This window comes from Patescibacteria group bacterium (assembly GCA_041651155.1).
In the GTDB taxonomy this organism is placed as follows: Bacteria; Patescibacteriota; Patescibacteriia; order CAIXNZ01; family CAIXNZ01; genus JAPLYF01.
Genome location: JBAZJU010000012.1, coordinates 1 through 21,143, shown reverse-complemented (window position 1 = coordinate 21,143; position 21,143 = coordinate 1). Strand labels below are relative to the sequence as shown.

General features: G+C 37.5%; 19 protein-coding genes, 2 tRNA genes and 2 rRNA genes. 5 read left to right on the top strand and 18 right to left on the bottom strand.

The window, feature by feature from the left end:
• Positions 1-225 precede the first annotated feature (225 nt).
• Positions 226-759 carry a hypothetical protein gene (locus tag WC460_06600; protein MFA5188999.1) on the top strand — a complete coding sequence of 178 codons (534 nt, stop codon included), beginning with the start codon at positions 226-228 and terminating at the stop codon, positions 757-759.
• A gap of 58 nt (positions 760-817) precedes the next feature.
• Here the strand turns inward: WC460_06600 and WC460_06595 are convergent, their stop codons facing one another.
• From WC460_06595 to WC460_06530, 14 genes are all read right to left on the bottom strand, one after another.
• Positions 818-2,065 (bottom strand): endonuclease Q family protein, encoded by a 1,248-nt coding sequence (locus tag WC460_06595; protein ID MFA5188998.1) that lies wholly within the window; start codon positions 2,063-2,065, stop codon positions 818-820.
• Positions 2,066-2,153: 88 nt separating this feature from the next.
• The gene (locus WC460_06590; GenBank protein MFA5188997.1) at positions 2,154-2,711 is read right to left on the bottom strand and encodes an HD domain-containing protein; all 558 of its coding nucleotides are present in this window, start codon (positions 2,709-2,711) and stop codon (positions 2,154-2,156) included.
• A 97-nt stretch (positions 2,712-2,808) separates the two neighbouring features.
• Positions 2,809-2,917: ribosomal RNA gene (rrf, locus tag WC460_06585) — 5S ribosomal RNA — on the bottom strand.
• A 235-nt stretch (positions 2,918-3,152) separates the two neighbouring features.
• Positions 3,153-7,317: ribosomal RNA gene (locus WC460_06580) — 23S ribosomal RNA — on the bottom strand.
• A gap of 699 nt (positions 7,318-8,016) precedes the next feature.
• Positions 8,017-8,232, bottom strand: coding sequence for a hypothetical protein (locus WC460_06575; protein ID MFA5188996.1), 216 nt, complete (start codon positions 8,230-8,232; stop codon positions 8,017-8,019).
• Between the two features lie 18 nt (positions 8,233-8,250).
• A complete protein-coding gene (locus WC460_06570) occupies positions 8,251-8,415 on the bottom strand; it encodes a hypothetical protein (protein ID MFA5188995.1) in 165 nt (54 codons plus the stop codon).
• A 219-nt stretch (positions 8,416-8,634) separates the two neighbouring features.
• Positions 8,635-8,874: a hypothetical protein gene (locus tag WC460_06565; GenBank protein MFA5188994.1), complete on the bottom strand. Its 240-nt coding sequence runs from the start codon at positions 8,872-8,874 to the stop codon at positions 8,635-8,637.
• Between the two features lie 105 nt (positions 8,875-8,979).
• Positions 8,980-9,543: an MBL fold metallo-hydrolase gene (locus WC460_06560; GenBank protein MFA5188993.1), complete on the bottom strand. Its 564-nt coding sequence runs from the start codon at positions 9,541-9,543 to the stop codon at positions 8,980-8,982.
• A gap of 11 nt (positions 9,544-9,554) precedes the next feature.
• Positions 9,555-9,878, bottom strand: coding sequence for a divalent cation tolerance protein CutA (gene cutA / locus WC460_06555; protein ID MFA5188992.1), 324 nt, complete (start codon positions 9,876-9,878; stop codon positions 9,555-9,557).
• Positions 9,879-9,883: 5 nt separating this feature from the next.
• Entirely contained in the window at positions 9,884-10,861 is a 978-nt protein-coding gene (locus tag WC460_06550; protein ID MFA5188991.1) for a hypothetical protein, read from the bottom strand.
• Position 10,862: 1 nt separating this feature from the next.
• Positions 10,863-11,615, bottom strand: a complete 753-nt coding sequence (locus WC460_06545) for a phosphoglycerate mutase family protein (protein MFA5188990.1) — start codon at positions 11,613-11,615, stop codon at positions 10,863-10,865.
• A 12-nt stretch (positions 11,616-11,627) separates the two neighbouring features.
• Positions 11,628-11,711: transfer RNA gene (locus WC460_06540), tRNA-Leu, on the bottom strand.
• A gap of 260 nt (positions 11,712-11,971) precedes the next feature.
• Positions 11,972-12,053 (bottom strand) — tRNA-Leu (locus WC460_06535).
• Positions 12,054-12,056: 3 nt separating this feature from the next.
• On the bottom strand, positions 12,057-12,419 hold the full coding sequence (locus WC460_06530) for a hypothetical protein (protein MFA5188989.1): 363 nt from the start codon (positions 12,417-12,419) through the stop codon (positions 12,057-12,059).
• A 136-nt stretch (positions 12,420-12,555) separates the two neighbouring features.
• Here WC460_06530 and WC460_06525 point away from each other — a divergent pair, with 136 nt between their 5' ends.
• Positions 12,556-12,840 carry a hypothetical protein gene (locus WC460_06525; GenBank protein MFA5188988.1) on the top strand — a complete coding sequence of 95 codons (285 nt, stop codon included), beginning with the start codon at positions 12,556-12,558 and terminating at the stop codon, positions 12,838-12,840.
• A gap of 109 nt (positions 12,841-12,949) precedes the next feature.
• Positions 12,950-13,300 carry a hypothetical protein gene (locus tag WC460_06520; protein ID MFA5188987.1) on the top strand — a complete coding sequence of 117 codons (351 nt, stop codon included), beginning with the start codon at positions 12,950-12,952 and terminating at the stop codon, positions 13,298-13,300.
• 73 nt (positions 13,301-13,373) lie between these two features.
• On the opposite strand, the gene uvrC is transcribed toward WC460_06520, so the two are convergent.
• The 3 genes from uvrC to WC460_06505 all read right to left on the bottom strand — a co-directional run bounded on the left by uvrC (position 13,374) and on the right by WC460_06505 (position 16,574).
• Positions 13,374-14,951, bottom strand: coding sequence for an excinuclease ABC subunit UvrC (uvrC, locus tag WC460_06515; protein MFA5188986.1), 1,578 nt, complete (start codon positions 14,949-14,951; stop codon positions 13,374-13,376).
• Positions 14,952-15,151: 200 nt separating this feature from the next.
• A complete protein-coding gene (locus WC460_06510; GenBank protein ID MFA5188985.1) occupies positions 15,152-15,745 on the bottom strand; it encodes a transposase in 594 nt (197 codons plus the stop codon).
• Positions 15,746-15,818: 73 nt separating this feature from the next.
• On the bottom strand, positions 15,819-16,574 hold the full coding sequence (locus tag WC460_06505; protein ID MFA5188984.1) for a helix-turn-helix domain-containing protein: 756 nt from the start codon (positions 16,572-16,574) through the stop codon (positions 15,819-15,821).
• 215 nt (positions 16,575-16,789) lie between these two features.
• Between WC460_06505 and WC460_06500 the strand changes: the two genes are divergently transcribed.
• Both WC460_06500 and WC460_06495 read left to right on the top strand, forming a co-directional pair.
• Entirely contained in the window at positions 16,790-17,116 is a 327-nt protein-coding gene (locus WC460_06500; protein MFA5188983.1) for a hypothetical protein, read from the top strand.
• Positions 17,117-17,257: 141 nt separating this feature from the next.
• Positions 17,258-17,701, top strand: coding sequence for a hypothetical protein (locus WC460_06495; GenBank protein ID MFA5188982.1), 444 nt, complete (start codon positions 17,258-17,260; stop codon positions 17,699-17,701).
• A gap of 239 nt (positions 17,702-17,940) precedes the next feature.
• On the opposite strand, the gene uvrA is transcribed toward WC460_06495, so the two are convergent.
• A complete protein-coding gene (uvrA, locus tag WC460_06490) occupies positions 17,941-20,781 on the bottom strand; it encodes an excinuclease ABC subunit UvrA (GenBank protein ID MFA5188981.1) in 2,841 nt (946 codons plus the stop codon).
• Positions 20,782-21,143: the final 362 nt, after the last annotated feature.

Here is a 21,143-nt window from a genome sequence, read left to right as displayed (position 1 = left end):
GTTTTTTTTGTCATAATAACGGTAATTTTAATGAATTATCCCCTTAAGAATAGGATAATTCCTGATATTCTTCCAACCTTAGAGAAAATCCAATATTCTTAGCAGTCGCAAAAGGGGACGCTATCTTAGTTGGCTTGCTTGACATAATTAAAATCTTTCGTTAATCTGATTACAAAGAACTGTTCCTAAAAACATGGCTAGGTCACTAAAGAAAGGAGTGAAAAGGTGTTCGCAATACTGAAATGTTTGGAAAACGCTGAGGAAAAGACACTCTGTTTTGCTTCTCTTGAAGATGCCATCAGGTTTAAAAGTTTTGTTAACACGTATATGGAGGAAAGCGGCGCTGGAAATGGCTATGACGCTTATTGGGTAATGTCCAATGCAAAAATCGTGCAGGTCTCTGAAATTATGGATGACTTCTGTACCACATTGGACTATAACCTAATTGCAAAAATGCTTGAAGAAATTATCAATGCCAGAACCGCGGGAAACCGTCAGGGTATTATTTTCAGCATGTCCGAACTGCCAGCAAGACAGCGCCCCGGCCCTGGCGATATGATTCGGGCGCTTTTCTCGCAAGGAGCAAAGGAGAAAATTGAAGGGCGAGTACTTTCAGACAATGGCGATACATTCGAAGTCATAAACTACTGGGACGAAGATGATAATGGCAAGCCCAAAAAGAGTGCCCGAGTCATAACAGTTCCTGCTTCCAGCGTCATGAAAATAGACGATTGGAAAAAGGAGTACCGAAAAATGTAATCGACAAAAAAACGGGAAAATACTATCTATTCCCGTTTTATTTTTTTAAATAAATTTACTAAATCAATTTCGCTTGTTCAAATCCTTTTCTTTCCTTGTTATTAAATATTTTCACTTTACCATAAATCCCATCATAACCTGGCTTAATAAATAATTTCCCTTCGCGCACTCTTTTGATTGCTTCTACAATTTCTGGCAAAGTTATTTTTTTCAATTCCTCATAACTTAGATCCAACAAAGCGGCAAATTCTGTGCCTGCTTTTTTTATAATATTAAAATACTCAGCTTGCACGCGCTTGGAACTTTTTCCGACATTAAAGCTTTCCGCAATAATTTCCTGCAAAGGCACTAAACTTTTATAAGGAATATGTTTATCTAATTCTCCTTCATCTCTGTCAGCCAAATCATCAACGCGATATAAAACGCCAATCACTAATGATTTTTTACAAATAGGACAAATGCCTTTGTTCTTTTTTGTTTCTTTGGGAGTTAAAGAATAATTATGGCTGGCATGGCCGTCATAATGATACTTGCCTTCCTCAGGATAAAATTCAATCGTGAATAAAAATTTCTTTTTGTCCTGATTTTTTAAAGTGTTATAAATTTCATCATAAGAAGCATTTTCTAAATCAAAAACATTTGCTTCACGGCCCAAATTAGGCAAGGAGTGCGCGTCAGAATTGGATACCAAAGTTATTTTATCCAAAGCTGACAAACGCCAATTCATTGGAGGGTTTGATGAAAGCCCAGTTTCAATGCTAAAAATATTTTTCGCATATTTGCCAAAGCATTCTTCAATTGAATCAAACCCTGATTTAGAACCAAAAATAGAAAACCAAGGAGTCCAGGCATGAGCTGGAATAATCATAGCCTTGTCATTAATCCCAAAAACTATTTTTGCCAATTCAATTGCTGTTAAACCAATTATGGGCCGGCCATCAGATTTTAGATTACAACCCATTTTTTCCAAAGTGGAATTAAATTCTTCCACATTTTTTATTTCTGGGAAAAAAATATTCAAATGCATGCGCCTTGTTTTTTCACCCTGTTTATAAATACAAGAAATTTCCGTACATAAAATAAATTTAACCTTACCATCCCCTACTTTTAATTTAAATAATCCATTACCCAAAGACTCCAATTCTTTTTTTATATCCTCAAACCACGCCGGATGAGTAAAATCTCCAGTAGACACAATATCAATGCCTTTGTATTTGCACCACTCATCAATTTTTGGCAAAATTAAATCTTTCGAGCAAGCTCGAGAGTATTTGGAGTGAATATGAAGGTCGGCGATTTGTCTCATATTAAAAACATTATACCCTGCTTTAGCAGGCCCACTTCCGCCGTCGCTAAAGCTTTGGCGGACAGGAAAGTGGGGTATAAATTATATATTATTTAAAAATCTTTTTTATAGATTTGTACTGATCTTCAACTAGTTCCCTAGCTTCGGGAATTAATTTATTCCAACTTCTTTCCATTTTCCCTAAAGCAAAATCAATGCCTTCTTGGTAACCCATATTATGAACCTTCCAGGCCAAAATTAATAAGGCAGGAAACTTAGTAATCTGTGCCATGGCATCCGCACTGGCTACGCATTCTGCCTCAATTGTTTTTCTGGGGATCTTTTGGCTGCCACGATGAGCTTCAATGCAGTGTTTAACCTGATCAATTTTATCTTGCGGATAATTTAATTTCTCTAAAATTTCCTGGGCTAATCTTGGTCCATGTAAATGATGTTCAGGCATTAATTTAGCGTCATAAACACTGGCATAATCGTGCAGCCAGGCAGCCAAAGTCACAATTTCCAAATCAGCGCCTAACTTTTCTGCCAATATTTTAGCGTTTTCCACCACAGGAACAAAATGAGTTGCTAAAGCATAGGTAAACACATTTGTGTCTTTAGCACACGTTTCGCGTACAATTTTTTCTACTTCTTTTACAATATCCATAAATATTTAAATTAAGTATTTCACTTAATTTTATCATTTTACAACCAAATTGTCTAAAAACAAAAAAGCCTCGTTTAAAACGAAGCTTTCTTGAAAATTCCGGCGATGTCCTACTTTCTCCCCGAAGGAATATCATCGGTGCTGAGGAGCTTAACTTCCGAGTTCGGAATGGGATCGGGTGTGACCTCCTCGCTAGAATCACCAGACTTCGTCATACCAATTTTTGATATAGCGCCTGTCTTTTGACTCATGTTTTATTATCTAGCCTGTCCGCCGTAGCCCTCCGTAGCGATAGCGAAGGATGGGCGAAGGCGGAAATCACCAGATTTGGTTACCCTAAATTAATTAAGGTAACCTATATCTAATGATTTTAACAATAAAAAATTTTCTAAATTTTGACTTTTGAATTTTGAGTATTTAAAATATATTCCCAAAATTCTTGTGGTTAAACAAATGGAATTTTAGTACGCCTTGGCTTAAGCCATTACTGGCCTTACACCTGGCGCCTATCAACCTAGTAATCTCCTAGGATCCTACGAAACCTAATCTTGAGGACAGCTTCACGCTTAGATGCTTTCAGCGTTTATCTAAACCGTACTTGGCTACCCAGCAGTGCCCTTGGCAGGACAACTGGTACACCAGAGGTACGTCATTCCCGGTCCTCTCGTACTAGGGAATGGCCCTCTCAAGTTTCAACGACCATGGCGGATAGGAGACCGACAAATTATGTTACATTCACTTGGAATGATTGCAATATTTCTATGCAATTCTGCATGTCGCCATGCAGTTCGGACTATATCTTATCCCGATTTTTTTCGGAATTCTGACGTATAGTCTCTGAGGATTTCAAAGAATAAATTTCTTTGATCTTTCCTGCTGATTATCTGCACTCAACACATTTTTACCTATTTTAAAATAGGTAGTGTGAGATACTCAAGCCTCACTCCTGATTGAGGCTTACCAGAACTTCCAGCATATAGTCAGATTTATAGACAGCACGGTCTTTGGCTAAAATAAGCCAAAATTTCTACTGTCTCACGACGTTCTGAACCCAGCTCACGTACCGCTTTAATTGGCGAACAGCCAAACCCTTGGGACCTTGTACAGCCCCAGGATGCGATGAGCCGACATCGAGGTGCCGAACCTCCCCGTCGCTGTGGACGCTTGGGGGAGACCAGCCTGTTATCCCCGGAGTAGCTTTTATCCGTTGAGCTTCCGCCGTCCTATATCGTACGGTCGGATCACTAAGTCCTGCTTTCGCAACTGCTTTTCTTGTTGGAATCGCAGTAAAGCCAGCTTGTGCCTTTACACTATCAGTTCCGTTTCCATCGGAACCTAGCTGACCTTTGTGAACGCCTCCGTTACATTTTGGGAGGCAACCGCCCCAGTTAAACTACCCACCAGATACTGTCTCCTGATCCGGTTTCACGGACCAAGATTAGAATTAAAATTAGGCAAGGGTGGTATCTCACTGTTGCCTAGGCTCCCACCTATGCTCAACATGTCTAACCCTAACCCAATATCAAGTTGTAGTAAAGCTTCACGGGGTCTTTTCGTCCAGCCATGGTTAAAGAGCATCTTCACTCCTCCTGCAATTTCACCGAGTCCTTCGTTGAGACAGTCGTCAAGTCGTTATGCCATTCGTGCAGGTCGGAACTCACCCGACAAGGAATTTCGCTCGAATTTGTTACCTAATTTAAATAGGACATGGGCATTTCTGCCATGTTCTTCATGTCGCCATGAAGTTCGGACTATATCTTATTTGCACCTGTCTTTTTATGCAAATTTCGGCATGTAGTCTCTGAGGATTTTAAAATTCCTGGGCAAACCTTTCTATTCATCATTCTGATAATTTTTGCGATTTGCTTCAACCCTTTGATATTGCCATGTTTTTGCCTGCTCATCAAATCTATTATCTGGCAAAATTTTCCAAAATCTTTACTTTTGGCAGTTATCAATTGATTTTGCTGGTAAAAAGGAATAATCTTTTCTTTTAAATCGTTAATTGATCTTACACAATAGCGATATAAATTTTCCTTATGATTATCATACCGATTGTTAATGAATAAATTTCCGCAATCAAAATAGTTTTTTATCTTCTTTAAAGCTGGCAAACTTTTTTCGCCCTGAGTTATTACAAACTCAGGAAAAACCTGCCAACCAAATTTAGAAGTTTTATTTCTAAAGATTGAAACGGAAAAACATCCCTCACCATCGGTGAATCCTACTAACCAGCCAATAAATTTTAATCTTTCCTGCTGATTGTCTGCACTGGTTGCTTTTTTACTTGTCATAATTATCTAAGGTTAATTTATTCCTTAAATATATCATACCGCAAGTAGCACCAGATACTCCAGATATTCCAGCATATAGCCAAATTTTACTAAGGCAGCTATTCCACCTTAGGACCGTTATAGTTACGGCCGGCGTTCATCCGCGCTTCGGTTCGGAGCTTGCACTCCTCCCCTTAACGTTCGGACACTGGCCAGGCATCAGCCCCTATACATCAGCTTGCGCTTTCGCAGGGACCTGTGTTTTTGATAAACAGTCGCTTGACGTCTTTTGTTGCAGCCCACCTTCGCTCTGCACTCCGTTTGAGCTACGGTGGGCACAGCCCTCAAGAAAAATTATACTTCCTCAAGGGCCGTGCTCGCCGAAGCTTTTTACGAAGTAAAAAGCGAAGGTGGGCAAGCCTTATCCCAAAGTTACGGCTGCTTTTTTGCCTAGTTCCTAAACGAAGGTTCTCTCGCTCACCTTGGCACACTTATGCCCACCCACCTGTGTCGGTTTACGGTACGGTTGCTTTTAGCTTAGCTCTAGAGGTTTTTCTGGGTAATCTAATTGACTAAATTGACTCGGCAATGCTTTGCCTTTTGCCGGTTCTTGAGTTTAATGACTACTGCATTTAACAGTAATCACTCAATTGCCAGCAACGTCTATAGCCAAAAAACGTTCAGTCTCATAAATTACGTCACCCCATTGAAAACTAAAAGTAGTGCTGGAATATTAACCAGCTCTTCCATCGGTTACGCCTTTCGGCCTCACCTTAGGATCGACTAACCCTGGGACGATTTGCGTTGCCCAGGAAACCTTGGGTTTACGGTGGACGGGGTTTTCACCCGTCTTTTTGCTACTTATGCCAACATTCTCTCTTCTATAAACTCCACCCCGCCTCACGGCGTGAGCTTCAGTGCTTATAGAATGCTCCCCTACCACTTATATTCTTAATAAATATAAATCCGCACTTTCGGTACCAGATTTAGCCCCGGTATATTTTCGGCGCAAAATAACTTGACCAGTGAGCTATTACGCTTTCTTTAAAGGATGGCTGCTTCTAAGCCAACCTCCTGGTTGTAAAAGTCATCTTACCACCTTTTACACTTAATCTGGATTTAGGGACCTTAAATGGCGGTCTGGGCTGTTTCCCTTTCGACTGATGGAGCTTAGCCCCCATAGTCTGACTCCCTCCAATTAGTTACCGCGGCATTCGGAGTTTGATTAGGGGCAGCAGATTTTCATCCCTGTCCCCATTCAGTGCTCTACCTCCGCGGGCATTTGGAGAGGCTAGCCCTAAAGCTATCTCGGGGAGAACCAGCTATCGCCGAGTTCGATTGGAATTTCACCCCCAGCCACAACTCATCCCAACGTGTTGCACAGCGTACGGGTTCGGGCTTCCACCAGCTGTTACACTGGTTTCACCCTGGTCATGGCTAGCTCACCCGGCTTCGGGTCTATTGCTTGCTGTATAAAATAGTTAATTAGCCGTAAGCTAAGAAGTTAGCTTGCAGCTAATTAACTAAAAACGGGCTATTCACCCTCGCTTTCACTGTGCCTTCGTCCTTTACGGACTTAGACTACAACAAACAATAACTCGTTGGCTCATTCTTCAATAGGCACGCCGTCACCCCGCTGAGCGGGGCTCCGACTCCTTGTAAGCATATGGTTTCAGATACTATTTCATCTCCCTTACCGGGATGCTTTTCACCTTTCCCTCATGGTACTTGTTCACTATCGATCATGGATTAGTATTTAGCCTTTCCACATAGTCATGGATGATTCCTACAAGGTTTCTCGGGCCTTGTAGTACTTAAGGATAACAACCACAAAGTTACAATCCGTTTCGCGATACGGGGCTATCACCCTCTATGGCTCCTCTTTCCAAAGGATTCTGCTACGGAGTATAATAAATTTCTTTGTCTAAATTCTGTAAGGAATTTAATGTTGTTACCTTGCTACACCTTGCCAGCAACGGCTTACACCTTTAAGCGTCCAAATCCGTAAGTATAAATACAAACTTCATCAAACACCACACTGACTAGGTTTGGGCTCTTCCCTTTTCGCTCGCCACTACTTAGGGAATATTTCGTCAAAGACGAAAATTTTTTCTTTTCCTCCAGGTACTAAGATGTTTCAGTTCCCTGGGTTGTCTGCACGTACCTATGTATTCAGCACGTGATAATCCTGCTACACAGGATTGGGTTTCCCCATTCGGAAATCCCCGGCTCAAAGGTTGCTTGCCACCTAACCGAGGCTTATCGCAGGCTGCTACGTCCTTCGTCGTCTTTCCATGTCGAGGCATCCACCATATGCACTTAATTGTTTAACCACAAGAATTATAGGAACATAATCCTTGCAATGACAAATAACAAATGACTCGTCTCGGCTTCGCTCGCCGAAGCCGGACAAAATTCAAAAAGTTTTGATATTTATTATTTGAATTTTGAATTTATTTTGTTATTTGAGTTTTGTTCTTTGAATTTTCTAATTTTGCTCTTTAACTTTTTATCGTTAAATATCTTATTCAATTGTTAAGGTTCTTGATCTTAATTTTTAAGACCTTAATTATTTAGACAAGATTATAGATTTCAGATTGCAGATTATGGATTGTCTAAAAAATTAAAGTCTCAATGAACTAAAAAAACCGCCTTACCAGCGGTCTTGCGCGACTTAAAAATACAAGTCAATCAACCGCTTGGTTTTTTTAAGATTAATAATTTTGTTTCCATACGCAAAAATAATAGATAATTATGGATAACAGATAACATCATTATATACATACTTATAAAAGCTGTCAAGTGGCGCCTACAAAATTACAAATAGGCTACAAATATTACAAAACAGATAACAGCATATGAGGCTAACATTAGATAAAAATTTTAAAAAACAACCCAAACAACTTCTGCGTTTAATTCCTAACAATTTTTAATATTGTAATTTTGGAAAATTTTATTATTTTCATACGTATAAAAAAAGGCTCCATTTAAGAGCCTTTATTATGTGATTTTAACTATTGACCTTGGACTGCTTAGAAATCCTCCAAAATCGCGTCTTTCCCTACCTCCCAGATTTGATCCCAGCTACTGACCAAATCAACAACCTGATCACACATGTAAAAGTCCATGTAGTTCAACAGGTCTAAGCGATGATGGCGCTTAGCTTTTCCACGCGAAAAAATCAGCGCCCGATTTTTGAAATAATGGGTTGGAGACCTGTCAACTTCATCAGCTTTAAACACCATCATTTTACCCTTGTATTCAATCTACATGGTCAATTCGTCACAAAAATAGTAGCCAATTGCATCTTTATGAATCTTTTCTTTAACGATTTCCCTTTTTGCAACCGGAACTGCCACACGCGCATGACTGAAAGGAGAAATAGAACACATAAAGGTTCTCGCCACACAACGTTTCACAACAATATCCATGTTTCACCTCCTTGTGAATTGTTTTTCTTATCATAATTCAAGAGATTATGATTGTCAAACAAAAAAAAGCGCGAGAAATCATGCTAAAAAAATTTATTAATTTGCCGACCCGCCTCTGGAGGGACAATAAATTTCTGCTTTAAAAATCATTGAAATTAAAAAAAAACAGAAATCACGCGAATTTCTGCTTTGTAACATCTATAAAATAAAAAATTAAAATCAATATTCCAGCTTAATATTAAGCTTGTCAGCAATCTGCAAAATCCACTTTTCATGGCGGTTAAGTTTCTGATTCATCATAACCATTTCCTGATAATAATCGTTGGCTTTTTTAGCATAATTATCAACAGAAGCCAGTAAATCATCAAATTTTCCTTCCAAGCGCTTAAAATCTTCTTTTGTTACAAAAATTTCCTTTTGGTATTCTGTTAAATTTTTGATATCTTCGGGTGTCAACATATATAGTGTTTATTCAATAAATTATACTTTTATGATAATCCTATCATTAGGATAATCCCCTCCTTTGTTTTAGTCAAATCTGCAAACAATACAAAAATCTTTTGTTTATTTTTTAACCTTGAACATTTTCCCATGGCCTGGAATAACATAATTAGCCAGTTCTAAAACTTTCCTTCTGCTTTCTGCCAGCTTATCATTATCAGTTGCATATGGATCTGTTTCTGGATAATTTTCTTTCCAAAAAACATCACCGCAAATAGCTATAATACCAATTTCTGTTTTAACTAAAAGCGTGATGCTATCATAATTATGTCCGGGTGTTTTTATGATTTTAATGTCTTGACTAAATTGTTCCTGCCAATCCTCAACCGTATTTTTATCCCACAGGCCAAAATATTCCAAAGTTTTTGCTTCTGGAAACATGCCAATATTTCTAAAATGATCAATATGTGAATGAGTCAGACAGACAAAATTAATATCATTAACGCTCAAACCTTCCTTTTTAAGTTTTTCAATTATTAAATCCTGACTTTCCACCACTCCAGGATCAACAATCATAATAATATCACCATCCCTAACCAAAGTAATGGTTGGAGAAGTTTTTTCTTCACCTTGTTCTTTAGAATCAGCGGTTGTAAATCCTTCAATTAAAATTTTAACTTCAGCCATATATTTAAAATTTATTTTAATTCCCCCTTTAGCCATTTAACATATTTGATATTAATATTTTTTAGTTCAATTGAACCGACAAAAGGTGTTTTATCGCTATGTAATTTTTTTACAACTTTTTCTATTTCAGGAAAATATTGGGGCAATGTGTCCATTATTAAAAGACAGCCCTTGGCAGTTTCTATCTTGTTTTTCTTGGGTGGCCAAAAAAACCACGCGCCTAGGCGGGGTAAAATTTCAAAACAAACAGCTAGTCTTTGAGTTAAAAGTTCCTGGCCGATTTTCTTGGCCTCATTAGTTGTATTGCAACTGACAATTACCCAAATTATTTTCATAAAATTTAAATCTTAGAAAGATACTCTAATAAAATTTTCTTGTATAATTTTACCTTGGGCAAAGCTTCACGCTTATTATTTTTTGCAGCCAGAGAATTTACCCAAAATCTTATTGCTGCCCAGGAAATTTTATAAAATGGGACTACTTTTTCCAGCGTCGCATCATGCTTTTTTTGCGCATATAAACTTACAAACAGATCTGAAAAATTTTTAAAGCCATAAGCATCCAAATCCATAGCTAAAGCAGCAACATCAATGGCCACATCTCCATAAATCCAATTATCAATTGGCAAAACAGCATCTGTTATTACTGGCTTTTGTTTATAAATAAATATATTTTCTGAATGTAAATCTCCATGGATCATCTGAATCCTGTGTTTTTGGATTCTTTGCTTAAAAACTGGCTGTAGAGATTTTAAAAAAGACAAAGTAACGGAAGAAAATTTTTCAAAGTCATTTTTAGAGATAAAAATAGGAAAAGCATCACTTTTTATTAGTCTTAAAACCTGATCAAAATTCTGTTTTATAATCTTATACTCGCCATATTTAGCATCTAAACTATGGGGTTTAAATTTTGCATGCAATTGAGCAAATATTGTGGCCAGGCTGGCAATTAAATTTTTATTTATCCTTTTCTTTTTTAGTAAATTTGTCAGCTCGCCAGCTTGAGGCAGCCTGATCATTTTAATTGCATATTCTTCAATCCTGCCTTTGCCATTTAATATTATTTTATTTTTATATATCTTTATCGGTATGAGCTTTAAATATATTTTGGGAGAAATTTTTTTATTGATCTTAAATTCTTTGAGCGTCATGCTATTGCGGTTTTTAGAATTTGTAAAATCAACAAAGCCTAGATTTACTGGTTTTTTAATCTTATAAACATATTTCGAAGTAAAATATAATTCCGAAACATTAGTTTCAATTTTAAATTGCGCTTTAAATAATTGTTGTAAAATTTTGGGGTCAAAAATTGAGTCCATTTTATTTTTCAATAATAAATTTCCTGGTTTTTTTATCAAAAATAATATTGTCTTTTTTCTGCCCTCTAAATTCGGCTGAAATAGCTAATTTTTTAGACTGACGAGCAAAATCAAACCTGATCCTTAAATCTTCACCATAAGTAATACCCTTGCCTTCCTCCACTTTAAAATCAAATAGATCTTCCATTATCGGATTAAGAAATTCAAAGTGGCTCACCCCAATGATATGGATGGTCTTGTCTGTCTTTTTGGCATGTTCAGCCAGATATCTAATCCAATTAAAAACCCTGGCTGCTCTTTTCCTTACTTCTCCTTGAGTCTCAAATTTTTCATTCATGTCCTGATATTTTGGATGTTTTGCATAAATTTGGTCAGCAGATACTCCAGCTTTTTCAGCGTCTTGCCATAATCCCTCAAGATACTTATTATCTTTTTGGTCAAAATTCCTCATTGAACTTACAACTCCTCTTTTATAAATCTCGATTCCTTTTTCCTCCATTAATCCAGTAATGATTTCTGCAGAACCTTGGGCTCTGGCTGCCGGAGAACTTAATAAAACTACTATTTCCTTAGTAGGATTAATTTTTTCAATTATTTCTCTTGCGCTTGCCAAAACTTGTTTTTCTCCTTCTGGTGTTAAATCTCGGCCTTGTTCAGTATATGAACTTTTACCATGGCGAATAAAATCCACTTCAACTTTAGTCTGCCCTGGCTCTTTTTCTTTTTTTTCAATAGAAGAAAATGTTTCTTTCATAAAAAAATTTAGTGCGGGTGAGAGGACTTGAACCTCCACGGGATTGCTCCCACTTGCTCCTAAGGCAAGCGCCTATGCCAGTTCGGCTACACCCGCCCAATAAGTTTAAAATTTAAAGTTGAAAGTTAAAAATTGCAGTTTTAAATTAAAAATTTTGGATTTTGCATTGTAATTTTGCATTTTGCATTTTTAATTTTAAATTTACCTGGTGGGGACAGAGAGATTTGAACTCTCATGATATTGCTATTATCCCGCCCTGCGGGACGTGTCTATCAGCCTTTGCTGGCCATAGCCAATGTGCCGAGGAGAGGATTTGTCCCGCGAAGCGGGATTCCGCCTCGCGGGAAACTCCATAGTGCCGAGAGCGGGATTTGAACCCGCATGCCTTACGGCGCTGGAACCTGAATCCAGTGCGTCTACCAGTTTCGCCACCTCGGCCAATTAGGTCGCGCTTAATATGGTGGTAAAAATATAATTGGCAATTGAATAAGAAGTAAAAATTATAATTAAACCAATTATGCCTGAGGTCAGAGTAGATTTTGCTTTTTGGACTTTTTCTTCATCTCCAAAAGAAATCATCCAGGTAAAACCGCCAAATAAAATTACCAACACAGTTAAAAGTCCTAGCAAGCCGGCAAAAGTATTAATCAATTGCGCTGCTACTATTCTAACATCTTTTGTGCCCATACCCAAGGGCTGTTCAATTACTTGAAACCCGGGATCAATAGTTGCGGCCAATGCAAAATTGCCCATTAAAAAAATGGCAATAAAATTAAGCAGTAATATAATTAGTATTTTTTTCATAAATTTCATTATAAATTAAATTCCCCTAATTACGAGAACTTTAACATGTTTTTTGGAAATTGTCAACCCTAGAATTTTTTATATTCCAATTTTTGTTATATAATATGTATAAGCCTAATTCCTAATCAAAAAAATAATGATAGAAGAAAAATATGTCTGTCCATTTTGCGGCTTTGAGTCCAGCGGCGCAGGGATGTGCCCAACCTGCGATGAAAACTTGAGAAAAGTCTGTTTTTGCGGTTCGGGAAAATTTTCCGCTGATTGCTGTGGCGCATTAACTGCAGAGGAAAAGAAAAGCGAAGAATTAATCAAAGCTGAGGTGGCTGGCGAGGCACTGTCAGAAATTGCCAAAGAAGATGAGAAAAAAATTAAAGAGGAAGAGGAACTTGCCAAGGTTGAAGAAATGAAAGAAGATGAATAAATATATTTAAAATTAACCCCGCACCAGGATCGGCGCAGAGTTGATTTTTTTCATAAACAATGCTAAATTGAAAAAAACCAAGGCACAAAGTGCCACAGGAGGTGAAAGAATGAAAAAGATTAGCAAGATTGATAAGGCCATTCTAACAATTAAAAAAGGAACTCAAGGCAAACCAATCGGACTCAAAAAGAAGCAAGATCCATATCTTGAAGACATTGCCAAAAAACTTTGTAATATACTTGAAGAGTATGAATTCCAAGGCAATGAAAAAATTTTTTTCGGGTATGAAATAAATGAAAAAATCAACAGTCTCGGCTTTCATCCAAGCAAAGTCATGCCCAAAATGCGCAAGGAATGTTTCCTCGTTCTCAGGACAGTACATCCTGAATCATATTTTGTCTTTATAAAAACAGAACAGGGCAGAAGAATTAAAGACAAACTACACAAAAAAGCTGCCTAAAGCAGTCCACATCACGCCTACAAAAGGGCGTGATTTTTCTTTACCCGCCGAAGCTCGAAAAAGCGAAGGCGGGTTATTTTAACTTCCGCAACTGCCGATGATACTTAATCACAAACCTGTGCACCTCATCCCTCCCTTTAATTAAAAGCTTTAACCCGGCTAATTTTTTTTCCATTTTCAAAAGTTGAGTTTTATCAGGCAAATAAATTTCCTCTTCTCTTTTCGCCAAAGAACAAACATCTAAAGATAATTTTAATTCTCGCAAAACTTTTAATGCTGAATTTAATTGCCCGCGGCCGCCATCAATTACTATCAAATCCGGCATTTTACTTTTTTCTTTAACTAAACGATAATACCTGCGCAACACAATTTCATAAATCATGGCAAAATCATCTTGCGCCTCTGACCATTTGATTTTAAATTTGCGGTATTCATTTTTATTAAATCTGCCATTAGTCATTTGGATCATGGCGCCGGCATTATATTTGCCCTGCAAAGTGGAAACATCAAAAAATTCAATTACCCTAGGCAATTTTGCTAAACCTAATTGGCTTTGCAGATCAACAACCCCGGGCTCAAGTCCCAAATTTATTTCCAGATTATTTTTCACTAATTCCAAAAGTTTTAATTTCTCACCTTTGACTGGCACAGTCAAATCAACGCGTGGCATATATGACACGGTAAACTTTTTCACTTTAGTTTCTTGGAGATATTTGGTAATTAAATTTTGTTCTTCCAACTTTTCTGGAATTATAATTTCCCGGGGGATAAAATTTATAGAATAATATTGCTTAATAAAATCTTCCGCTACGCCAGTATAATTTGTAAAAGTAAATTTATGGCGCGAGGTAATTACACCCTTATCAATATTAAACAACTGAAAATAAATTCTGTTGCCAACCACAAGCCAATTGAGCACATCCTGATCAAAATTTTTCGGCACATCAATTTTTTGCTTTTCCTCAATTAATTTCACAGCCCTAATCTGATCGCGATAATTTTTGGCCAGTTCATATTGCTGCTTAGCGGAAGCGGAAGTCATGCGCCGACTTAAGTCGGCTATAATATCCTTGGTTTCGCCTTTTAAAAGACGTTCAGCGTTTTTAATATTAAATAAATAATCTGGTTCAGAAATAAAACCCTGGCAAGGGCCAGAGCAGCGGCCAATATGATATTGCAAACAAACTTTTTTGGGCATTTGATTGCAGGTGCGGATTTTAAAAATATCACCCAGGGTTTTTAAAATCATGCGGCGCGCTGAACCTTCAGTGTAGGGACCATAAAAACGCCCGTGTTTATCAATTTTGCGCGCCGTGATCAAGCGCGGGAATTTTTCATCAGTAACTTTAATGTAGGCATAACGAATATCACCGCGCAGATCAATATTATATTTTGGCTGGTACTGGTGAATTAAACTTTGTTCCAAAAGCAAGGCCTCAACCTCATTATCAGTGGTAATAAATTCCACATCCGCAATATTTTTCACTAAAAGTCGGGTCTTGGGATCTAATTCTTTTTTCACAAAATACTGACTAATTCTTTTCTGCAAATCCTTGGCCTTGCCAACATAAATCACCTGGTTGTTTTTATCCTTGTACAGATAACAGCCAGGTTTGTGGGGGAGATTAAATTTTTTGTAATTTAGGTTCATATTTTTCTTTCTTCTCTCTACCAAGAACCAAAGCCCGATTTTCCCAAATTTCAGCGCGGTGAGACACCTGCGCGGAGAGGGAGAAAAGTATTTTAACTCTCGGTCTTTTTCCTCGGCTCCCTACCCCTCGAAGGTCTCCGACCGAGGTCAAAGAGTTCAACCTCGGTGTGACACCTTCGGGTGAGGGGTAGGAAAGATTTTCAATCCTCGGTCTCAAAAAGATTATCAATCTCAACCAGGGGTTTTTCTCCTTTATAGTAAAAACAAGCGCTGGAATAAGGATAATCAGCAAAATTTTCCACCAAATTCCAGCCTTTGGCGACTGGATTATAATCAATATAATCAATTGCCCGCCAGATGTCAGGCTCTGTTTCTAACACATTACCAACACAGCTCTCCCAAATCAAGTGTTTGCGGTCGTCTTTATTGTTTCTTTTGGCAAAGTGGTTTAATAATTCCCAATTCTCTAATTTCTCTGCTAGATCTAAAATTCTATGGGCCGTGTATTTATGAAATTCTTTTAAAAATTTGTTCAAATTATATTTACCGCTCATTTTGCAGATAAAGTGTAGGTGGTGTGGCATTAAACAAAAATTGTATAATTTAATCAGTTTTTTATCACGAAACCACTTTAGGGACAGAAATATTTCCTTGGCGTAAGGATTGCCCCAGTCTTTGAGCTTTTTAATCTTTTTCAAATCAAAACCTGAGGGATAAAAAATTTTCTCCCAGCCAGCAATTCTTGAAGAGACAAAAATAATATTTTCGGGAAAAGTTATTAATTTATTTTTCATACCTTAATTATACACCAAAAATCAAAAACCGCTCCCCGCGGCGCGGGGGGCGATTTTTTTATTTCACTGATTTTTAACTTGCCATTTTCCATAAAACTTCAAAAAACTGGTGATAACCTTGAGCAATTTTTTTATTATAAACCACAAAACTGGTAACTGGACTTCCATAAATATTAAAATTAATTGTTTCAGGCCAGATATTGGTATTGACCAAGCCAGTAAATAATCCGGGCAGTATTTTATATTCAAAATATTTTCTGGATTTTTTTAAATTCTCTAATTCTTCCTTTTGTTCCTGGCTGCCAATGTATCTTATAATAATTTTTTTCTGTACCCGGATTTTTTCATATTGTTTTAAACCCTCACCCATTTCAGCGGCAAAATGATCACCTTTCCCGCCAATAATTAATAATTGATTATTATCTTCAGTATTATTAAGTAATTCAAATTCATTAGCCACATATGATTCAGCGCCAGCAAATGTTTCTGATTTTTGCTCCTCGGGCATAACAGCTAGTTCTGCCAATCTTTTAGCAGTCTCCTGGGCAAGTAGTTGTTGCCTGGTAATCAGATTAACGAGAATATTAGGGCTTTTCGCAATAAATTTTTTCCTGCCATTTTTAATAATATGCTGAATTAAGCCCTTTTCCTCTAATTTATTTAAAGCATCATAAACATACTGACCATGCAAACCTGTATGTATAATGATTTTTGAGCTACCAACTTCACCTAATTCAATCAATGCTAAATATACCAAGGATTCCTTTTCAGACAGACCTAAAGAGGTTAAATTCTTGCTTAGTTTTGATTTTTGCTTTTCATCAAGCATTTTTGATAAACATAATAATTTAGTATATTTTTATCATAACATTTATCAAAATATTTGTAAATAGCTGATTTTACTAGGCAATATTTTGCCATTTTATCATCATAAACTCTTGACAAGATTACTAGAATGTGCTATACTGGAATATAAGCTAAAAGAATAGCTTGCCTACAGATGTAGGTTTGAACTTTAAAACTCAAGAAAAAAAGGAGTCTAAAATGAAGGAAATAGAAGTTGCTATTCTTATAGATTTTCAAGGCATCAAAACATATTGTTTCAGGAATATTGTCCATTTTAACAAAAAAAACTCACAGATTTTTGGACTCTGGATGTGTGGTGGCGCGTCTCACGATAAAGAGCATGGCAGTCCATTAATCAGGGAAAACATTAGAATTTCTAAAGCAACCGTAAAAGTAATTAGAGATTTTCTTAATGAAGATAATAATTACTTTTATTTTTCGCCTGATCATCCCCGATGTGAAATCTTGAGAAAGACCCAGCGTGATACCATTCATGAATTTGCCAAAATTCTAAATCTCGAGTAAAGGGGGGGATAATATGGGGAACAAGCAATTGCTCCCCTCCTAAATTCACTTCATCTTAAATAAGGTGAATTGAAACAGAGGACACAAACCTACAGAAGTAGGATTGAACTTTAAAACTCTCAGTAGAAAAAGGAGATTACGATGAAAAAGATTTCTAATCTCGAGTTTCATGAAGTCCAGTATAAAGATCTGCCTCAAATTATCACTGGGTTGGCAAATGATCAGCTGGTCAAAATTAGCTTTTATGATCGTAGTGATTCTGGTCATCCTTATGAAGGCAAAAATAGCCGTAGCGAAATATCTTTAGTTAGCGAAATACGCAACGAGCTATGCTCTCTCGAATCAATTGAAAGGGAACGTATTGGCAAAATATTTATTTGCCATAATGATGAACAAGGCATTACCACATTTGTAAAGATTCTCACTCCAGAAGAAACGGCAGCTTATTATGCAGATGTTAAAGCCGAAATAGAGGCCAGAGAAATGGAAGCTGTCGGAATATATCTTAAGGGTGAGGATCCTGACGCTATTATTGAATTAGCTGAAAGGATCAAAGAATTTAGGATCCAAAAGGCTAAAAAATAAACAAACCAACCCGCCAAGGTAAAACTTGGCGGTTTTTTTATTAAACCCAGCCCTTCGCGAAGGGCTGGGTTATTTCACTAATTTTTTCAAAAACTGTCCTGTATAACTCCCCGCCACTTTCGCCACCTGTTCTGGCGTGCCTTCGGGACGTCGCTCGCGAGCGACGTCCCTTCGGCAATAATTTCACCACCAGCATCGCCGCCTTCGGCCTGTCGCTCGCGAGCGACAGGCCTTCGGGCTTAAAATTTTAAAATTTTTCTAAGAAAATGGCCAGTATAAGAATTGTTATTTTTTGATACTTGCTCTGGCGTTCCTTCTGCAACAACTTGCCCACCTTGATCACCCCCCTCTGGACCCAAATCAATAATCCAGTCAGCGGTTTTAATCACATCCAAATTATGTTCAATCACAATCACGGAATTGCCCTTATTAACCAAACGATTTAAAACTTCCAGTAATTTTTTAATATCATCAAAATGCAAACCAGTTGTGGGCTCATCTAAAATGTATAAAGTTTTGCCAGTTGCTCTTTTGCCTAATTCACTGGCTAACTTAATGCGTTGCGCCTCGCCACCAGATAAAGTCGTGGCTGGCTGGCCTAATTTTATGTATCCCAAACCCACATCTTTTAGTAATTGCAGTTTATCCGAGATTAAAGGAATATCAATAAAAAACTGATGGGCTTCTTCCACGCTCATGGCCAAAACATCAGCAATATTTTTATTTTTAAAATGCACTTCCAAGGTTTCACGGTTATAGCGCTTACCTTTGCATTTTTCGCACTGCACATACACATCTGGCAAAAAATGCATTTCAATTTTAATCACGCCATCACCTTCACAATTTTCGCAGCGTCCGCCGCGCACATTAAAACTAAATCTGCCGGGCTTATAGCCGCGCACTTTGGCTTCTGGTGTTTGCACAAAAATATCGCGGATATCAGTAAAAATCTTGGTATAAGTCGCAGGATTAGAACGCGGTGTGCGTCCAATCGGCGACTGGTCAATAATAATAGCCTTATCAATAAAACCCACATTGGTTAATTTTTCATGCTTGCCTGGTAATTCTTTGGAATGATATAAGCGCTTAGCCAGCTCTTTATATAATGTTTCATTAATCAAAGTTGATTTGCCAGAACCAGACACACCAGTGATACAGGTTAAAACACGCAAAGGGAATTTCACGCGCAATTGTTTTAAATTATTGGCTTTGGCCCCAAAAATTTCCAGATAATCAACCCAGGGTCTGCGTTTTTTTGGCACTTCAATTCTTTTAAAACCATTTAAATATTGCGCAGTCAATGAGTCCTTAACTTTTTTTACCTGTTCCAATGTACCTTCAGCCACAACTTTACCGCCATGAATGCCAGCGCCTGGCCCAATATCAACTAAATAATCACAGCTTTCCATTGTTTCTTTGTCATGCTCAACCACAATCACAGTATTTCCTAAATCACGCAATTGTTTTAAAGTCGCAATTAATTTTTTATTATCGCGCTGATGCAAGCCAATTGAGGGTTCATCTAAAATATACAAAACTCCACGCAGTTCAGAACCAATCTGTGTTGCCAAACGAATTCTTTGCGCTTCGCCGCCAGATAAAGTACTGGCTGAACGACCCAAAGTTAAGTAATCCAAGCCAACATTAATCATAAATGTTAAGCGCGACTTAATTTCTTTTAAAATCTGCTTGGCAATTTCTTGCTGTTGAGGTTTTAATTTTAACTGTTCAATAAAACTGTAACAATCTTTAATTGATAACTCGGTCACTTCAAAAATATTAAACTTGTCAATTGTTACTGCCAAACTTTCAGGTTTTAATCTTTGGCCATGGCAAAGCGGACAATCATTAAAGCGCATATAACGCGCCATGTCCTGGCGGCGTTCTTCTGATTCAGTTTGCTTATACAATCTTTCCAATTGCGGTACAATGCCTTCAAAATATCCTTGCCAAGCATATTCAGCCTCAGAAGTGCGGGACTTTAATTCAAAATCAATTTTTTCTTCAGAACCATATAAAAGCACATCCTGAATTTTCTTTGGCAATTTTTTCCAGGGAATTTCCGGATCAAATTTATAATGTTTGGCCAGAGCCTCAACTTTTTGACCCACAAAACCAAAAACCTGTTTTTTCCAAGGCGCGATTGCGCCTTCCATTATAGAAAGTTCGTGGTTGGGAATAATCAAGTCCTCGGCAAATTCCAAAATTCCGCCCAAGCCATGGCATTCTGTGCAAGCGCCATAAGGTGAATTAAAAGAAAACATGCGTGGCTGAATTTCTTCAAAGTTAATGCCACAATTTGCACAGGCTAATTTAGTATTAAATAAAACTTCTTTACCATTAATTTTAATCATGATAATTCCTTCCTGGGAAATATCAACTGCTGTTTCCAAGGAATCAAAAAGACGGCTTTGATTTTCTTTGGTGACTTTAAAAGAATCAACCACAATTTCAATTTCATGTTTTTCAAATTTATTCAGCTCAATTCGAGCAGGCAAAATATATTCTTTGCCATTCACTCTGACTTTGGAATAACCCTGTTTAAATAAATTTTCAAACATTTTTTCATAAGTGCCTTTTCTGCCACGTACCAAAGAAGATAAAATTTCTACGCTTTTACCCTCGGCCTCTTTAATTACCCGCTCAAATATTGTCTGCACATCTTGTGACGCGATTTCCTTACCGCATTTAGGACAATGGGGCTGGCCAATTCTGGCAAAAAGCAAACGCATATAGTCATATATTTCTGTCACCGTGCCAACAGTGGAGCGAGGGTTTCTGGAAGTTGATTTTTGTTCAATGGAAATCGCTGGTGATAAGCCCTTGATAGAATCAACATCTGGCTTATTCATAATACCCAAAAATTGCCTGGCATAAGCTGACAAGCTTTCAACATAACGGCGCTGACCCTCGGCATATAATGTATCAAAAGCCAAAGATGATTTGCCTGAACCGGAAACTCCTGTGATAACCACAAAATCATTGATCGGCAAATCCAGATCAATGTTTTTGAGGTTGTGCTCGCGTGCACCACGAATTTGTATAAATTCTCCCGCGGAGCGGGATTGATTGTTAGTCATATGTTTTTAGATATTAGAAATTAGAAACTGGAAATTAGGAAAATGAAAAAATATAAATATAATTTTATAATTCCAATCCCTAATTTCAAATATCCAATTTCTAATTTCCATAAATGGAAAACGCCCAGGTCTTTTTTCTATAACCCGGTCTAAAAAAATTTATTAAGTTGTTGCCTCCAATATACATCACAAAAGCATTATTGTCAATCTGAACTAATATGGGTAATTCTCAATAAGGTAGCGTCCCCTTTTGCGACTGCTATTTTACAACTTTAAGCAATCGATTCCTGTAATGTCTGCGCCGGCAATTTCTATCGGCGCCTTGCCGTTTCTGTGTCTTCTTTTTTTACGGCAATCAGTGA

Excerpts from the sequence above, each read along its gene's own strand:
- WC460_06550 (MFA5188991.1), bottom strand. The coding sequence starts at position 10,861 with ATGGACTCAATTTTTGACCCCAAAATTTTACAACAATTATTTAAAGCG.
- WC460_06560 (MFA5188993.1), bottom strand. The coding sequence starts at position 9,543 with ATGGCTGAAGTTAAAATTTTAATTGAAGGATTTACAACCGCTGATTCT.
- uvrC (MFA5188986.1), bottom strand. The coding sequence starts at position 14,951 with ATGAACCTAAATTACAAAAAATTTAATCTCCCCCACAAACCTGGCTGT.
- WC460_06565 (MFA5188994.1), bottom strand. The coding sequence starts at position 8,874 with ATGTTGACACCCGAAGATATCAAAAATTTAACAGAATACCAAAAGGAA.
- WC460_06530 (MFA5188989.1), bottom strand. The coding sequence starts at position 12,419 with ATGAAAAAAATACTAATTATATTACTGCTTAATTTTATTGCCATTTTT.
- WC460_06595 (MFA5188998.1), bottom strand. The coding sequence starts at position 2,065 with ATGAGACAAATCGCCGACCTTCATATTCACTCCAAATACTCTCGAGCT.
- WC460_06545 (MFA5188990.1), bottom strand. The coding sequence starts at position 11,615 with ATGAAAGAAACATTTTCTTCTATTGAAAAAAAAGAAAAAGAGCCAGGG.
- WC460_06575 (MFA5188996.1), bottom strand. The coding sequence starts at position 8,232 with ATGATGGTGTTTAAAGCTGATGAAGTTGACAGGTCTCCAACCCATTAT.
- uvrA (MFA5188981.1), bottom strand. The coding sequence starts at position 20,781 with ATGACTAACAATCAATCCCGCTCCGCGGGAGAATTTATACAAATTCGT.
- WC460_06510 (MFA5188985.1), bottom strand. The coding sequence starts at position 15,745 with ATGAAAAATAAATTAATAACTTTTCCCGAAAATATTATTTTTGTCTCT.
- WC460_06500 (MFA5188983.1), top strand. The coding sequence starts at position 16,790 with ATGAAGGAAATAGAAGTTGCTATTCTTATAGATTTTCAAGGCATCAAA.
- WC460_06495 (MFA5188982.1), top strand. The coding sequence starts at position 17,258 with ATGAAAAAGATTTCTAATCTCGAGTTTCATGAAGTCCAGTATAAAGAT.
- WC460_06525 (MFA5188988.1), top strand. The coding sequence starts at position 12,556 with ATGATAGAAGAAAAATATGTCTGTCCATTTTGCGGCTTTGAGTCCAGC.
- WC460_06590 (MFA5188997.1), bottom strand. The coding sequence starts at position 2,711 with ATGGATATTGTAAAAGAAGTAGAAAAAATTGTACGCGAAACGTGTGCT.
- WC460_06505 (MFA5188984.1), bottom strand. The coding sequence starts at position 16,574 with ATGCTTGATGAAAAGCAAAAATCAAAACTAAGCAAGAATTTAACCTCT.
- WC460_06520 (MFA5188987.1), top strand. The coding sequence starts at position 12,950 with ATGAAAAAGATTAGCAAGATTGATAAGGCCATTCTAACAATTAAAAAA.
- cutA (MFA5188992.1), bottom strand. The coding sequence starts at position 9,878 with ATGAAAATAATTTGGGTAATTGTCAGTTGCAATACAACTAATGAGGCC.
- WC460_06570 (MFA5188995.1), bottom strand. The coding sequence starts at position 8,415 with ATGGATATTGTTGTGAAACGTTGTGTGGCGAGAACCTTTATGTGTTCT.